The organism is Vibrio ichthyoenteri ATCC 700023 (genome assembly GCF_000222605.1).
GTDB lineage: Bacteria > Pseudomonadota > Gammaproteobacteria > Enterobacterales > Vibrionaceae > Vibrio > Vibrio ichthyoenteri.
In genome coordinates, this window is record NZ_AFWF01000026.1 from 17,487 (window position 1) to 33,861 (window position 16,375).

Annotated in this window: 14 protein-coding genes; 11 read left to right on the forward strand and 3 right to left on the reverse strand. The window is 44.7% G+C overall.

Going from position 1 to position 16,375, the window contains the following annotated elements; genetic code table 11:
* Positions 1 to 101 precede the first annotated feature (101 nt).
* The 6 genes from truA to purF all read left to right on the forward strand — a co-directional run bounded on the left by truA (position 102) and on the right by purF (position 5,992).
* Complete coding sequence (truA, locus tag RH85_RS02985) at positions 102 to 896, forward strand: tRNA pseudouridine(38-40) synthase TruA (protein ID WP_006710708.1); 795 nt, start codon at positions 102 to 104, stop codon at positions 894 to 896.
* Positions 897 to 1,115: 219 nt separating this feature from the next.
* Entirely contained in the window at positions 1,116 to 2,042 is a 927-nt protein-coding gene (gene accD / locus RH85_RS02990) for an acetyl-CoA carboxylase, carboxyltransferase subunit beta (protein WP_006710709.1), read from the forward strand.
* 45 nt (positions 2,043 to 2,087) lie between these two features.
* Positions 2,088 to 3,353: a bifunctional tetrahydrofolate synthase/dihydrofolate synthase gene (folC, locus tag RH85_RS02995; RefSeq protein ID WP_006710710.1), complete on the forward strand. Its 1,266-nt coding sequence runs from the start codon at positions 2,088 to 2,090 to the stop codon at positions 3,351 to 3,353.
* On the forward strand, positions 3,354 to 3,890 hold the full coding sequence (locus RH85_RS03000; protein WP_006710711.1) for an SPOR domain-containing protein: 537 nt from the start codon (positions 3,354 to 3,356) through the stop codon (positions 3,888 to 3,890).
* 62 nt (positions 3,891 to 3,952) lie between these two features.
* Positions 3,953 to 4,444: a CvpA family protein gene (locus tag RH85_RS03005; RefSeq protein WP_006710712.1), complete on the forward strand. Its 492-nt coding sequence runs from the start codon at positions 3,953 to 3,955 to the stop codon at positions 4,442 to 4,444.
* Positions 4,445 to 4,477: 33 nt separating this feature from the next.
* Entirely contained in the window at positions 4,478 to 5,992 is a 1,515-nt protein-coding gene (gene purF / locus RH85_RS03010) for an amidophosphoribosyltransferase (protein WP_006710713.1), read from the forward strand.
* Between the two features lie 83 nt (positions 5,993 to 6,075).
* On the opposite strand, the gene znuB is transcribed toward purF, so the two are convergent.
* Together znuB and znuC are read right to left on the reverse strand one after the other, a co-directional pair.
* Complete coding sequence (znuB, locus tag RH85_RS03015) at positions 6,076 to 6,858, reverse strand: zinc ABC transporter permease subunit ZnuB (protein ID WP_006710714.1); 783 nt, start codon at positions 6,856 to 6,858, stop codon at positions 6,076 to 6,078.
* Positions 6,851 to 7,639, reverse strand: a complete 789-nt coding sequence (gene znuC / locus RH85_RS03020; RefSeq protein ID WP_006710715.1) for a zinc ABC transporter ATP-binding protein ZnuC — start codon at positions 7,637 to 7,639, stop codon at positions 6,851 to 6,853. The genes znuB and znuC overlap by 8 nt, the downstream gene beginning before the upstream one ends.
* 84 nt (positions 7,640 to 7,723) lie before the next feature.
* Between znuC and znuA the strand changes: the two genes are divergently transcribed.
* From znuA to RH85_RS03045, 5 genes are all read left to right on the forward strand, one after another.
* Positions 7,724 to 8,602 (forward strand): zinc ABC transporter substrate-binding protein ZnuA, encoded by an 879-nt coding sequence (znuA, locus tag RH85_RS03025; RefSeq protein ID WP_006710716.1) that lies wholly within the window; start codon positions 7,724 to 7,726, stop codon positions 8,600 to 8,602.
* A gap of 149 nt (positions 8,603 to 8,751) precedes the next feature.
* Positions 8,752 to 12,126, forward strand: coding sequence for a helix-turn-helix domain-containing protein (locus RH85_RS03030; RefSeq protein ID WP_006710717.1), 3,375 nt, complete (start codon positions 8,752 to 8,754; stop codon positions 12,124 to 12,126).
* Positions 12,127 to 12,965: 839 nt separating this feature from the next.
* Complete coding sequence (locus RH85_RS03035) at positions 12,966 to 13,193, forward strand: FeoA family protein (RefSeq protein WP_006710718.1); 228 nt, start codon at positions 12,966 to 12,968, stop codon at positions 13,191 to 13,193.
* Positions 13,193 to 15,463, forward strand: coding sequence for a Fe(2+) transporter permease subunit FeoB (feoB, locus tag RH85_RS03040; RefSeq protein WP_006710719.1), 2,271 nt, complete (start codon positions 13,193 to 13,195; stop codon positions 15,461 to 15,463). Before RH85_RS03035 ends, feoB begins: the two co-directional genes overlap by 1 nt.
* Positions 15,460 to 15,690: a FeoC-like transcriptional regulator gene (locus RH85_RS03045; protein WP_006710720.1), complete on the forward strand. Its 231-nt coding sequence runs from the start codon at positions 15,460 to 15,462 to the stop codon at positions 15,688 to 15,690. Before feoB ends, RH85_RS03045 begins: the two co-directional genes overlap by 4 nt.
* A 76-nt stretch (positions 15,691 to 15,766) precedes the next feature.
* Here RH85_RS03045 and RH85_RS03050 read toward each other — a convergent pair whose 3' ends face one another.
* Positions 15,767 to 16,195, reverse strand: a complete 429-nt coding sequence (locus RH85_RS03050; RefSeq protein ID WP_006710721.1) for an HIT family protein — start codon at positions 16,193 to 16,195, stop codon at positions 15,767 to 15,769.
* Positions 16,196 to 16,375: the final 180 nt, after the last annotated feature.

Consider the following 16,375-nt stretch of genomic DNA (forward strand, 5'->3'; position numbering starts at 1 on the left):
AAGAGTGCTCAGGGTATTTTTCAGTGAACTTTCTCTAGCTCCACTTGAAGCCATGGTCAGTTTCGCTATACTGCCCGACCCATATTGTAAGAGAGTCCAAGATGAGAATCGCTTTAGGTATTGAGTATGATGGCACTCACTACTTTGGCTGGCAGCGCCAAAGAGAAGTTCAAAGCGTGCAAGAAAAACTTGAGCGTGCATTAACTTTAGTCGCCAATCATCCTATAGAAGTGCAGTGTGCGGGTCGTACCGATGCGGGTGTACACGGTACTGGTCAAGTTGTGCACTTTGATACGACAGCAAGTCGAAAAATGGTAGCTTGGACTATGGGTGCAAACGCCAATTTGCCAAAAGACATTGCGGTTCGTTGGGCAAAAGAAGTGCCGGATGAGTTTCATGCTCGTTTTGACGCCACTGCTCGCCGCTACCGCTACATTATCTTTAACAGTAAGTTGCGCCCGGGCATTTTACAATCAGGTGTCAGTCACTACCATGGTGAGTTGGACGAAGTCAAAATGCAGCAGGCGGGGCAATATTTACTCGGTGAGAATGATTTTACCTCTTTCCGTGCCATTCATTGTCAATCACGTACCCCTTGGCGCAATCTTATTCATTTGAATGTGACTCGTCATGGCCAGTATGTGGTGATTGATATCAAAGCGAATGCCTTTGTCCACCATATGGTACGTAATATTACGGGCAGTTTGCTGTGTGTCGGCCGTGGTGAGCAAGAACCCGAATGGATCGATCGGCTACTCAAGGCAAAAGACCGCAAATTAGCCGGTGCGACGGCGAAAGCTGAAGGGCTCTATTTGGTTGATGTTGATTACCCAGCCGAACTTGAGTTACCAAGAGCACCGATCGGTCCGCTGTTTTTGCCAGATAATTTGAACTAAATCATGCTAATTTGTTCATATTGAATAGAAATTATGATTTAGTAGTTCATTGAGAGACGCTATGTGACGAGAGAATAGAGCATCCGCTTGAGCTAGCAAAAATAGGTACAACCAGTTTTTTGTCTACACTTGGCATTTTATATGCTTTAATCCTCACGCATAAATTCAGTTTTTATATCTTTTGCATGGCGCGAAAGAGTGATAGAGAAAAGGTCTTCCATGAGTTGGCTTGAAAAGATTTTAGAAAAAAGCAATATCGTTAGTTCACGTAAAGCATCGATCCCTGAAGGGGTATGGACTAAATGTACATCATGTGAACAGGTGCTTTACCATGCTGAGCTAGAGCGTAACCTAGAAGTATGTCCGAAATGTGACCATCATATGCGTATGAAGGCACGTCGTCGTTTGGAAACATTCCTAGATGAGACTAACCGCGTTGAATTAGCCAATGAACTGGAGCCACAAGATAAGCTAAAGTTCAAAGATTCAAAGCGCTATAAAGACCGTCTTTCTGCTGCGCAAAAAGCCAGCGGTGAAAAAGACGCGCTGGTTGTAATGCAAGGCGAAGTAATCGGAATCCCGGTTGTTGCTTGTGCGTTTGAATTCTCTTTCATGGGTGGTTCCATGGGTTCTGTTGTCGGTGCTCGTTTTGTACGTGCAGTGGAAGCAGCGATGGAGAACAACTGCGGTCTAGTGTGTTTCTCAGCTTCTGGCGGAGCGCGTATGCAAGAGGCGTTGATGTCTCTAATGCAAATGGCGAAAACCAGTGCAGCGCTAGAACGTTTATCGAAGCAAGGTCTGCCTTTTATTTCGGTAATGACTGACCCAACCATGGGCGGCGTATCGGCAAGTTTGGCAATGCTCGGAGACATTAATATCGGTGAGCCAAAAGCGCTAATCGGTTTTGCAGGTCGTCGTGTTATCGAACAAACGGTACGTGAAGATCTTCCAGAAGGTTTCCAACGCAGTGAATTCTTACTTGAGCATGGCGCAATTGACATGATTGTTGACCGTCGTGAAATGCGTCAACGTGTGAGCAGTTTATTGGCTAAATTAACCAATACAGCCTCACCGTTGGTGGTTTCTGTGGATGATTCTCCACAAGAAGCTGAGTATTCTGTACCAGAAGCCGATGAAAAAGGGTAAAGTATCTCACTAACAAACAACCACGGATTTATTGGTTAAAGTTAGATGATTCAATCCCAAATTCCTCAAGCCACATCACCACTTGCGATGTGGCTTGATTATTTAGCAGAGCTACACACTTCAGCAATTGATCTGGGTCTCGACCGAGTTCAAGCCGTCGCAAATAAAGCCCAATTGACCAAACCTGCACCGACGGTTATTACTGTCGCAGGCACTAATGGTAAAGGTTCTACCTGTGCATTAATGGAAGCGATTCTACTTGATGCGGGTTACTCGGTTGGCGTCTATAGTTCCCCCCATCTAATCCGTTATAACGAACGTGTTCGTGTTAATGGTATTGATCTTAGTGATGAGAAACATGCTCAAGCATTCGATTTTATTGAACAGCAGCGTGGCGACATCAGTTTAAGCTTATTCGAATTCGGTACGCTCGCGGCATTGCGCTTATTCCAAACGGAAAAAGTAGATGTGGTGTTACTGGAAGTCGGTTTAGGTGGTCGTTTAGATGCAACCAATGTGGTTGATCATGACGTCTGTGTGATCACGAGTCTGGCGATTGACCATGTCGATTGGCTTGGCGACGACATTAATGTGATTGGTTTCGAAAAGGCGGGTATCTTCCGCAGTGAAAAACCAGCGATTTGTGGCCAGCCGAAAGCGCCGGCAACGGTTGCCGCTCACGCAGATGACATTAATGCCGAGCTATTCCAAGTCGGTATTCAGTATGACTATGCGCTTACCAGCAACAACACGTGGCGCTGGACGCATGGCAGTTTTCAGCTAGATGACTTGCCATTGCCAAGCCTACCACTACCCAATGCTGCGACGGCATTGATGGCACTGGCGAGTGCGCATTTAGATTTATCAGACGTTAATATCGTTAATGGTTTGCGCAATGCCTCGTTGCCAGGTCGTATGCAGCTCATTAATCAGGCACCGACCGTGCTATTGGATGTCGCGCATAACCCACACTCAGCACAATACCTGGTTGAGCGTTTAGCTCAGCAATTCCCGCAGCAAATCATTCATATGGTTGTGGCGATGCTGCATGACAAAGACATTAAATCAACGCTTGAGATTTTAGCGCCCGTCGCGACACACTGGTATCCAGCGTCTCTCACTGGCCCTCGAGCCGCGCAAGCAGAAGAATTATGTCGTTATTTAGGTGCAGAACAAGCGCAATTTGCCACGCCTGTGGCTGCATTTGAAGCGGCAATGACAAACGCTCACCAGCAAGATGTCATCATCGTGGTGGGATCATTCCACACCGTCGGTGAAGTGCTTGAATACTGGCAGAGTAAAGGAGAGTAAATGGCAAGTAAATTTCAAAACCGTCTGGTTGGCACCATCATTTTGGTTTCAATTGGTGTGATCGTATTGCCTGATGTATTAGATGGCAAAAAAACGCATTACCAAGAAGAAATCGCCAGCATTCCCATTAAGCCGGAATTACAAAGTGATGTTGAAACCTTTGAAGTATTGGAACCTGAAGATGATAGTGCCGCCTTGCCGCCGACCCCTGTTGAGGTCGTGGTCGAGGCTGAAGCTCAAGTCGCCGATAAGCCACAGCCCGTGGTCATAAAGGAAGTACCAGAGCGAAATGAATACCAAGAGAGCGCTTGGATCATTCAATTGATGGCGCTGAAAAACGCTGAGAATGCAGAAAATGTGGTGAAAGATCTGCAAAAGCGTGGCTATCAGGCGCATACCAAGTTGGATAACAGCTTTACGCGCGTGATTATCGGTCCAGATATTTCCAAAAATAAGCTCGAGCGCCAAATTAAGGAACTCGAAAAAATCACAGGCTCAAAAGGCCGATTGCTTAAATTTAAACCGTTAAATCCTTAAGAAAACGTTTGCGTCAGCGTTTTTTCTGTTAAAATGCGCGCAAACTGAAATTGTGAATACACATGAATTGGTTAGATATTATCATTTTGAGCGTGATTGGCCTTTCGGCTTTAATCAGCTTAGTTCGCGGCTTCGCTAAAGAAGCGTTGTCTTTGGTTATTTGGTTTGGTGCATTTTTTATCGCCAGTCAGTATTACAGTCGTTTGGCGGTTTACTTTACCAAGATCGAAGATGAAATGTTTCGTAATGGCGCAGCGATTGCTGCCTTATTTGTTGCCACGCTAATTGTAGGTGCGTTGGTAAACTATGTACTGGGGCAGTTAATTCAAAAAACGGGTCTATCTGGTACCGACCGCGTGTTAGGTATCGTATTTGGTGGATTACGAGGAGTATTGATCGTTTCGGCGTTATTATTCTTCATCGATACATTCACCACTTTCAATGATAGCGAATGGTGGACAAGCTCGGAGCTAATTCCCCATTTTAGACTCATCATAGAGCCGTTTTTCGAACACCTACAAGCTTCATCGAGTTTCTTATCTGGCGCGTCGTAGCGCCAGCCATTATCGCAAATCGAGGGTTAGGACATGTGTGGTATTGTTGGAATCGTGGGCACTTCGCCTGTAAATCAGTCTATCTATGACGCTTTGACTGTATTGCAGCACCGTGGCCAAGATGCCGCTGGTATTTGTACCATAGAAAGCAATCGTTTTCGTCTGCGCAAGGCGAACGGTTTAGTCAAAGATGTATTCGAAGCAAAACACATGCAAAGACTGCAAGGGGACGTTGGTATTGGCCACGTACGTTACCCAACCGCAGGCAGTTCAAGTGTCTCTGAAGCCCAACCTTTCTACGTAAACTCCCCATTTGGTATCACCCTCGCTCACAACGGCAATCTCACTAACGCACATGATGTACGTGAGAAGCTGTTTGCAAAAGACCGTCGTCACCTAAACACTACCTCAGACTCAGAAGTGCTGCTCAACGTATTAGCGCATGAAATTGATATGGTGAAAGGCAATGTGACATCAGAAGATGTTTTTCGCGCCGTGACGAACGTGCACCGTACTATTCGTGGTGCGTATGCGGTGACTGCGATGATCATTGGTCATGGTCTTGTTGCTTTTCGTGACCCTAAAGGCATTCGCCCTCTATGCCTAGGCAAACGTGAAGTGGGAGAGCGCACGGAATACATGGTGGCGTCTGAATCAGTTGCATTGGATGCGGTTGGTTTCGATTTCATCCGCGATGTATTACCAGGCGAGGCGATTTACGCCACGTTTGACGGGGAGCTATTTACTCAGCAATGTGCTGACAACCCTGAACTAAACCCTTGTTTGTTTGAGTTCGTTTATTTTGCTCGTCCTGATTCATTCATCGACAAAGTGTCGGTCTATTCGGCACGTGTAGAAATGGGTAAAAAACTGGGCGAGCGTATTCGTGATGAATTCAGTCACCTCGATATTGATGTGGTCATTCCGATTCCAGAAACCTCATGTGATATCGCGCTGCAAATTGCCCAACTGGTTGATAAACCTTACCGCCAAGGGTTTGTTAAAAACCGTTACGTCGGCCGTACTTTCATTATGCCGGGTCAACAGCAACGTAAGAAGTCGGTGCGTCGTAAACTCAATGCGATTCGTTCAGAGTTCAAAGATAAGAACGTACTATTAGTGGATGACTCAATTGTACGTGGTACGACATCAGAGCAAATTATTGAGATGGCGCGTGATTCTGGTGCTAAGAAGGTCTTTATGGTCTCAGCCGCTCCTGAGATTCGTTTCCCGAACGTGTACGGTATTGATATGCCAAGCGCGAATGAACTGATTGCTCATGGCCGTGATAACGATCAGATCTGTAAGCAAATTGGTGCGGACGAGCTGATCTTCCAAACACTGGAAGATTTGGTTAGTGCGGTTGGTTTAGGCAATTCAGATATCGCCAAGTTTGAAACGTCGGTATTTAGTGGCGAATATGTCACGGGCGATATTACTCAACAATACCTTGAGTATTTAGAGTCATTACGTTGTGATGATGCCAAATTGCAAGCAGAGCTGCAGCAAGATCTCGCAAGCTTAGAGCTTTATAACGAAGGTGCATAAGCTGACGTTAGATTTAAAAATGGCTTCCCAAGGGAAGCCATTTTTTTGTCTATCAACAGGCAGTTATCAAACGAGAAGTCTAATTAAGCGGGCTTCTTCATTTGGCTAAGCAAGAACAAACCACTCGCACTGATAACAACAGAAGGGCCTGCTGGGGTGTCAAAATGCCAAGAGAGTGTCAGACCGATTAATACCGAAACAGCGCCAAGTATTGAAGCAAATAAAGCCATTTGTTCTGGAGTGCGAGAAAAGCGTCTTGCCGTTGCTGCTGGGATAATCAGCAGTGATGTCATGATAAGTGCACCAACGAACTTCATACCCACCGCGATGACCAAGCCGACCAACAACATTAAAATCAATCGCATCAAATCGGTGTCATGGCCTTCAACCGCAGCAAGTTCTTCATTGACGGTAGAAGAGAGCAGCGGGCGCCAAAAAATGGTAAGTGCGATTCCTACCACGGCAACACCGAGATAAATAAAGATTAAATCACTAGGAGATACCGCAAGTAAATCACCAAACAGGTAGCTCATCAAATCGATGCGAACATTATCGAGGAAACTGACCGCAACCAAACCGAGAGAGAGAGCACTGTGGGCCAAAATGCCCAACAGGGTATCCGTTGCAACCAATTGTTGGCGCTGTAAGGTGACCAGCAACACAGCCAAAACCAAACAGCAAACGACCAGTGCTAGATAAAGGTTGACGTCTAATAAGAAACCAAACGCCAGTCCCATCAATGAGGCATGAGCGAGTGTATCGCCAAAATAGGCCATTTTACGCCAAACCACAAACGAGCCTAAAGGCCCAGCTATCAACGCAATGCCGAGACCGGCAAAAATAGATGGGAGTAAGAACTCAATCATGATGGTGGTGTCCGTGTGAATGATGATCGCAACTTGAACCATCCCCTTTAACCGGTTGGCCGGAAAGATCGTGATGGTGGTGATCGTGCTGATGATGATAAATCGCAATTTTCTCTTGGCGTGCTTGGCCAAATAAAGCGAGGTATTTTGGATGCTGGGCGACAGATGCCGGCGCACCAGAACAACAAATATGGTGATGTAAACAAATTACGTGGTCGGTCTTTGCCATCACTAAATGAAGGTCATGAGATACCATAAAAACCGCGCAATCAAAACGATGACGGATCGTATCAATCAGATCATAGAGATCGATTTGACCTTGAACATCGACACCTTGTGCCGGTTCGTCTAAAACCAACAACTGCGGACGTTGCAGTAATGCGCGAGAAAGTAAAACACGTTGTGTTTCACCTCCTGAAAGTGAGTGCATGTTGGCTTTGAGAAGATGTGATGCCCCGACTAGATTCAGTGCTTCTTGAATTTCTTGTTGGCTATAACGTCCGGCTAAACGTAAAAATCGTTCAACATCAAGTGGCAGAGAATCATTCAACTTGAGCTTTTGCGGCACATAGCCAATCTTTAATCCTTTAGGTTTGTCTATGGTTCCTTGAGTGCAACGTTGTAAGCCAAGCAATACTTTAACCAGCGTCGATTTTCCAGCACCATTTGGCCCAATAAGGGTGGTGATTTCGCCACGGTTTAAACTTACGCTAACATTGTCTATCACTTTGCGTTCGTCAAATTGAACACAAATATTGGTGAGGCTGACTAACGAGGTCATGAATGGAACTCATTTGCAATTGGTTAATGTTATAATGTAACATTTAAAGCTTACCAATTCCATAAGTCACGATGTGGTTAACCGATGAAGAAACGAATTACTCTTGCTTTGGCCCTAACAAGCGCTGTTGCAATGGCTCAAGAACCTGTGGTTCTCACTAGTATTAAGCCAATACAGATGATCACTCAAGAACTGATGGTCGATATTGGAAAGCCGGATGTGCTGCTGAACTCCAACGCGTCACCGCATGATTACGCGCTACGCCCGTCAGACGTAAAAAAAGTCGCGTCTGCTGATCTGGTGATTTGGTTTGGCCATGATTTGGAGCCATTTTTAGAAAAAGTTGTTGAGAAACAAGAGCACGTACTAGAGTTATCCAAAATCGATGGGTTGTCTCTGCGTGAATTTGCAGCGGGTCACGCTGATCACGATGGTCATGACCACGGCAGCCATGACCCCCATTTTTGGCTTGGGGTTCAACCTACTCAGCAAGTAGCGAAAGCGATCACTGAATCTCTAAAACAGCTTGATGCTGAACATGCCGCGCAATATGAGATTAATTATCAGCGCTTTACGCAACAGCTCACGGCACAACATACGCAAATAGTGGAGCGTTTGGCTCCGGTTAAACAAGTGGGTTATTTTGTTTTTCATGATGCCTATGGTTACTTTGAGCAAGATTATGATCTTAATCACCTAGGGCACTTTACGGTGAGTCCTGACCGCAAGCCTGGCGCAAAAACACTGATACGAATTCGCAGTGCATTGGCCGACAAGCAGGCTAAATGTGTGTTCACTGAGCCGCAATTTACCCCAGCAGTGGTTGAGTCTGTTGTGCGTGGTAGTGAAAGTAAAGTGGGTGTCTTGGACCCAGTTGCCTCGCAGATTGAAGTTAAAAAGGGGAGTTACTTCACGTTTATTGATCAAATGGCCAGTAATTTTGTCACCTGTTTGGCGCAATAGCTCGCTATTGATAACTTTTCTAATAAAACACAATAGTTTAGGTGTTCTTCGAGATACGAATGAAATAGAATAATAAGCACATTTCATATATGAGCGCTGTGGATTAGCGCTCATTGTTTGCTTTTCGTGATGCGCTAAGGAATTAGCCGGTGAAAAAAGCCTTTTGGGCCGTGCTGCTCTATTTCTTTTCAAATATTGCTAATGCTTTTGATTCAACGCCATCGGTGTTCTATCCGCTACCGACTGAGAATCAAGGGCGTCAATTTGCCGCAAAACAGCTATTTCTTGCCCCCGGTGGCGGTCTTTGGATTCATGATGTCCGAGATAAAGTGCTGTTTTTTGATGGCCGAACGGTCTCTCCTAAACAGGGTTCCGTCTTACCTTACCGTACTGACAAATTTCAATTTCAAGCCAATAGTTTTTGGACTTACCAAGGCAACCTCGTTTATCGCTCGGTCTCTCATCTGCAGCGAGAAGTGGTGTTTAGCCTCCCTCCCGGTAGTGAAATCAATCAAATTGGCAGTAATAAAGACTATATCTGGGTAACCGACGACAGCAGTTTTTATGCCTACCAAATCTCCACCGGAGAACTAGAAACGCATTCATTAATGGCTTTGTACCAGTTTAATGACTCGACACATATGCAGGTCAATGATGCGTTAAAAGCCAAGAAAAAATGGATATTGGCAACTAAAAGTGGTGTCTATCTATTAGAAAAAGATGGCTTTAGTCATGTTGCTCGCTCAAAAAACCGCGATATATCCCAACTCTACTTTTCTGAAAGTCGCCGAGAGTTGTTAGTCGGTACGGCTACTGGTGCCGTAGTCTATGATCTCTATGATACAAGTGGCCCAAAATTTATCGTTCCTTCCCCGGGTATCACAGCCTTTGCTGAAACCAAGCAAGCATATTGGATAGGCACTGAAAATGGGTTGTATGTGTATTCATTTCTTAGTGGAGCAATCACCAAATATTCCGGGAAAAAGGATGCCGGTTATTCTTTGGTGGGACAAAAAATTAATGCAATTGTGAATGACAATGTCGGTGGGATGTGGATTGCGACGAATAAAGGAATCCAATACTACTCATTGTTTGGTGATAAATTTGAGCGCTTTCCGACCAATGAATTCAACGATTCCTTGATTAAGGATGACCGTCATGGACGACTCCGTAATCTGGTCGCAATGAAACAAACGCCGGGTTACTGGGTGATATCCGAGCGCAGTTTATCTCGAATTATCAGCGGTGAGGAAAGTGTAAAACAACCCATTTATTCCGGACTGGTCGGCGATATTGCTGAAATTGATGGCCGACTCTGGGTCACGACCTCACAAGGTATGAAAGTTTTTGATTCAGTGACTGGTAAGCCTCTTGATGAATTGAAATTGCCTCGAGTGCTACAAGAGCTGGGGACGGGACACCTTGCCCCAGGTCATGACGGTATTTTGTGGGGGAGCAGTGATGGTCAGTTATGGCGCTATGACATCAATAGCCGAGCCGTGACCGAGTATCGTGATAGCTGGATGGCGGCGAACTTGCCTGCTTCGACGATTACCTCAATGGTAGTTTCAAGCAACGATCATCTCTTAATTGGCACTGAACATGGTATCTATATGTTGCGCGAAGGGCAGATCTATTTTGTCGCACAAAGCGCAGAGTTTGGAGCGGTGTTAAGTATTGAGGAAGGGAGAGAGGATCAGGTTTGGGTTGCGAGTAACTATGGTGTCAATATTCTTGATATCAACACTACTTATTTTCAACCGATCAGGTTAATTGACGAACACATTGGCCCTCAATGCCTGCTAAGAAACGATGCGGGAATGTGGCTAACGTCGTCCTCGGGGTTGACTCATTATTCAATGATTGGGCAGTTTGTTTCTCACTACAGCCAGCCATTTGGTGTGATTAACAATGAATTTCATAATAGTTTTTGTTTGCCAGATGCAAAAGATCCGCAATCGTTGCTACTCGGATCATGGCTTAGCTTAGTCCGAGTGAACAGTGAGGATCTTGTAGTGAGTCCTCTGCCAGAAGCAAAAGTAATTTTTTCCCAAATCAGAATTAACCAAAACTTAGTTTCTTTTGGTTCGATAGCCCACCCCGAGATTGTGGCTCCTTATGGTGATTCAATTAGTGTACAAATCGGTATGCTACCGCATATTAATGGCTCGATATTAGAATATCGACTCAATGATGAAACACATTGGACTCAGCTTGATGGTTACCAAATTTTGATGGAAGGGTTAGCTCCGGGCAGTTATGAGTTGTATGTGCGCCCCGTCGTTAACGGAATAGAACGAGGCAGAAGTAAAAGCATTGCCTTCTCCATCACCGAACCCTGGTATTTAACCGCCGCTGCGATCAGTGGCTATGTGATTTTTGCCATTATTTTGCTCTCTATTATTATCTTTTGGCGCTCTAGGGTGATGAGTAAATCCAACCGAGAGCTGAAAGCTCAAGTAGCCTTAAAAACTAACCAGCTCAGGCATCAAAGCCGAATCCTTTTGAGTAATAATCACCAGTTGCGTAAGCAGTTACAGGTGAGAAGGATTATTTTTACTCAAGCAATACAATCCTTTAGAGAACGATTGGCTCATGCAAAATCGTTTTACTCAGGTCAAGAAGAGAGTCAGCAAGGGCGAATAATTGAACGAATTTCAAGCGAGCTGGAGTTATTGATCAATGTGCGCGAGTCACAAAGTGAGGAATTGGCGGCTTACAACTTATCGTTAATTTTCTTATCGATTCTCGATGGTTGGCGTGACGATTTTGCTAAAGCCGGGATTAGTATAGAAATAGACACGGGTGATCAGCAGGGAAAATACGTACTACTCGAGTATTTTAACCTTGATGTATTGTTCAATTTACTTATGGATGGCTTAGTTAAACGTTGTTTTCGACATCAAGTCGTTCACGTTGTGATCCAATACAGTGAAGAATGCGTCACTTTGTCGATGCTTGATCATGGCTTAGTTATTGATCAAGAAAAGGATTCAGCTTGGCCTGAAATTATTAGCTTGGTTGAAACCAGCGGTGGGAAATTGTCATTGGAAAGTGCTGATGGGCAGAACGTAGTGACATTGACCTGGCAAAGTAGCCAAGGATTCGACGAAAACTCGGTGCTAGAGTTTTCTAATATGGCAGCCATGCTAAATGGCAATGATGCTAACAATGGTGCCGATCCTTGGATTGAAAAGTTGGAAGAGTTAGTTCGCGTGCATTTTTCTGACGCAGATTTTAGCACTTCGACTGCGGCCAAATTGATGTTTGTCTCTGAACGTAGTTTGCAACGCCGATTTAAAAGCGCCACTCAGCGTACTTTTACTGATTATTTGAGTGAAGTGCGTCTAGATAATGCGTGTCGACGGTTATTAGCGGGTGAGAAAGTATCTGAGGTCGCATTTGCCAGTGGTTTTAATGATCCATCCTATTTTAGCCAGAGATTTAAACATCGCTTTGGTGTCTCTCCTACGCAATTTGTTGAAGAAAAAGACCCGCATACGGAAGTGGGCTCAGGAATTTAACTTTTGCTCGTTAATGCCATGCATCGTTAATGCGATGCTAAGAAATGTGGTTCACTGAGCGTTCATGCTACGAGCGCTACACCGCCATCAGCTTTCCTTTTGCTAAACGCTATTCCTCTCCCGTTAATTCCCCTCGTAAACGCACATGCTATATCGATTAAATCGAGTGCGATTGATGCGATTCTTTACGTCGCCCTTTTTAGTTTGATAATGATTGAAGGCGCTAAACCTAGGTGAAGAGCTGTATTCATTGACTAGTTTCTAAATTTGCGTTGCAAAAAAATACGGTAACAAAGTGATTGGAGATATTGCTTCAAGTAATGGTGATTAAGTTGCAGAAAAGAGTGATGTTTTACGGGGAGTGGTAAAAAAAATATCGTGGTATAGCCGGGGGGACTATACCACGGGTGTCAAGGACACCTTCGCTTGCTGCCGGAGTGGTGCTAGGCACCACCTCTGGAATTCATTGTCAAAAGGCATATGCTGCCCGACGAGAGACACTATAAAGTCATAAACTTTTTTTCTTTATAAAATTAACGCCAAGTTAGCATAAGATTTGCGACACTAATTTAAGTTGCTGATCTTAATGATGTTTATTTTAATTTTCATGAATATATAGAATTAATCAAAAATATTAAAAATTATTGCGTTAAAAGTTTTGACGTTTTTAACGATGCGTAATTAACGAAAATAACGAAAAGACCATTTATCCAATATGGTTTTATAAATGCAAAATTTGATTTCAGACAAGAATTGCAACACGTTGTTTAGTTAAAATCCCTCAATAGAAATGAAAATAACTCTCATTATTAAAAGCAAATAAACATATTGGGCTCTCTATGGAATTATCAAAATTACAGCAAGGGCAAGAAGCTACCATTACCGGTTTTAATGAATTGTCGAATGACGTTCGAAAGAAACTGATGGTGATGGGGTTATTGCCAAATACGCCGATCAAATTAATCCGCTTTGCCCCAATGGGTGACCCCCTTCAAGTTGAAGTGCGTGGGGTTTCTATTGCGGTGCGTGCGAATATTGCTGCGTCAATTTTGGTAGAGGTAAAATAATGGACTATAAAATACTGACAGTCGGTAATCCAAATAGTGGTAAGACAACACTGTTTAACGGTCTAACTGGCGCGAAACAGCAAGTTGGTAACTGGGCGGGTGTGACTGTCGAGAAAAAAACAGGTCGTTTTAACCATTCTGGTGATTCCTTTTTTCTGACCGACCTGCCGGGGATTTATGCGCTTGATAGCGGCAATGATGGCAACAGTATTGACGAGTCGATTGCTTCTCGTGCGGTGCTTACTCATCCAGCGGATTTGATTGTCAACGTTGTTGATGCGACATGTCTCGAGCGAAGCTTATATATGACGTTGCAATTACGTGAATTGGGTCGCCCAATGATCGTAGTACTTAATAAAATGGATGCACTGAAAAGAGAGCGCCAAGTTATTGATACCAAAGCACTGGAAAAAATGTTGGGTTGTCCGGTGTTTGCTATTTCGGCCAATAATAAAGGCCAAGTGGTGCAATTCAAACAATTGCTCCACAAATTAGTCGTACAAGGTGTCACTCTTGATGAATTGCATTTAGAGTATGACGCAACGTTTGAGCGTGAAATTAGCAACATCATGCCGATTTTTGCGGGCCAAGAAGTTGCTGCTCGAGCGCTGGCTATCCGCGCGCTTGAAAATGACGTATTGGTGCTGAACTCCGTGAAATCGGAGCAGCGAGATGTGATTGCCCAAGCTCACAATGCATTGGAGATTGACATCGATCTGCATGTTGCTGATGTCAAATATACGTTCTTGCATGAACAGTGTAAAAAGGTCCGTCGTAGCGAAGGTAAGTTAAGCCATAGCTTTACTGAGAAAGTCGATAACATCATTCTTAATAAGTGGGTTGGTGTGCCATTCTTCTTTGTCGTGATGTACTTGATGTTCATGTTTTCAATCAATGTTGGTGGTTCGTTCATCGATTTCTTTGATATCGGGGTTGGGGCTGTGCTCGTGGATGGTGGTCACTATCTGCTTGATGGGCATCTACCAGTATGGTTGGTGACCTTAATCGCTGATGGTGTTGGTGGCGGTATTCAAACGGTGGCGACGTTTATCCCGGTGATTGCCTGTCTCTACCTATTCCTAGCGGTTCTCGAAAGCTCTGGTTATATGTCTCGTGCTGCTTTTGTACTAGACAAAGTGATGCAGAAGATTGGTTTGCCGGGTAAAGCATTTGTGCCATTGGTCTTAGGTTTTGGCTGTAACGTACCTTCAATCATGGCGACTCGTACACTTGATCAAGAGCGCGAACGTAAACTAGCGGCGTCAATGGCACCCTTTATGTCGTGCGGTGCTCGTCTACCGGTTTATGCTTTGTTTGCGGCGGCATTCTTCCCAGAAAGCGGCCAGAATGTGATCTTTGCTTTGTACTTACTCGGCATTGCTGCCGCTGTCTTTACCGGTTATGTGTTGAAGAAGACGCTTTACCCGGGTTCTAGTGACAGTCTAGTGATGGAAATGCCTGATTACGAACTGCCAACAATGCAGAACGTGATGATCAAAACATGGCAAAAGCTTAAGCGCTTTGTCTTGGGCGCCGGTAAAACCATTGTAGTGGTTGTCACCATCCTAAGCTTCTTAAACTCAATTGGCACCGATGGTAGCTTTGGCAATGAAGACAGCGAAAACTCAGTGTTATCGAAAGCATCTCAGGTGGTGACACCAATCTTCGCTCCTATGGGTGTGAGAGAAGATAACTGGCCTGCAACGGTGGGTATTATTACCGGTATATTTGCTAAAGAAGCAGTGGTCGGTACACTAAACAGTTTGTATGCACCTGCAGAAGGTGATGATGCGGAATTCGACTTGATGGCGAGCCTACATGAAGCGCTAATGACGATTCCTGATAACCTAGCCGGTCTTAACTATTCAGATCCTCTTGGGGTCGAAGTTGGTGATTTAACTGACAGCTCGGCGGTAGCAGAAGATCAGGAAGTGGACGCTTCAATCTTTGGGAATCTACAAGGGTACTTTGCTAGTAGCCATGCAGCATTTGCTTACCTAATCTTCATCTTGCTGTACACACCATGTGTTGCTGCAATGGGGGCTTATGTACGTGAGTTTGGTCCTAAATATGCTCGTTTTATTGCGGTGTGGACGATGGGACTCGCTTACGGCAGTGCAACTCTCTATTACCAAGCGAGCCATTTTGCTGATCATCCAGTGACCAGTGCTGCTTGGATTGGTGGGATTTTAGCGCTAAGTGGCTTGACGTATCGTGGCCTAAAAGCAGCAGGTAAGAAACAGCAAAATCTAGAGGTACAGATTGCATGATATTGACTGAATTGAAGCAACACATCGATGCACAGGGAAGTGCCTCGCGCAGTGAATTAGCGAAAAAATTTGCCCTAAGTGAAGATGGTGTTGACGCGATGCTGTCGGTTTGGATTAAGAAAGGCGTGATTTCACGTATGATCGATACCAATAAAGCTCAGCATATTACTCGCGTACGATATTCAGTTAACAAGCAAGATAGTTTGTCTTTGACGGTAACCATGTAGTTATCGTTAATAACAGCAATAAAAACGCCACTCTCGAAGTGGCGTTTTTGTATTTGAAGCGCGGTCGCTTTTGCCACTAGGCTTTAGTAAATAGACTGCTGAGACCAAGTACGTTACGAATACGATGATGGAGATTCTGTTGCTCTTCGTCATCGCGGAAAACACCTTGGGTATTGCCCCATATCGGCCCCGGCCAAGCCGCATCCGTTTGGAAGCGAGCGATATGATGAATGTGCAGTTGTGGCACCATATTACCTAATGCGCCGAGGTTAAGTTTGTCTGGCTGGAAGGTCGCTTCTAATGCTTGGCTGACGGCTTGAGACTCTAACAGGAATTGCTGTTGCTCATGCATAGGAAGGTGGTGCAGCTCTTTGAGGTTATTACGTTGTGGTACCAAAATAACCCATGGCACTGTGTTGTCTTTATGCAAAAGCGCGACACAAAGAGGGAAGTGACCCAGTACCGTGGTGTCTTTAGCCAGTTGAGGGTGTAGTTCAAAGCTCATGATCGTTCCAATTGATGGTTTTGGTTGAGTATAAGGTTGGAGGAAGGGGGTGGCTAGGTCATTGACAACTAAATGCGAGATTCCCTATCACGTTCGTTCCTCACTGTAGGGAATGACGGTTCTGGATTTTTGTCGATAGGCCTGCATGGCAGGCTAGGGCTTGCTCTTCCGTAGACAAAA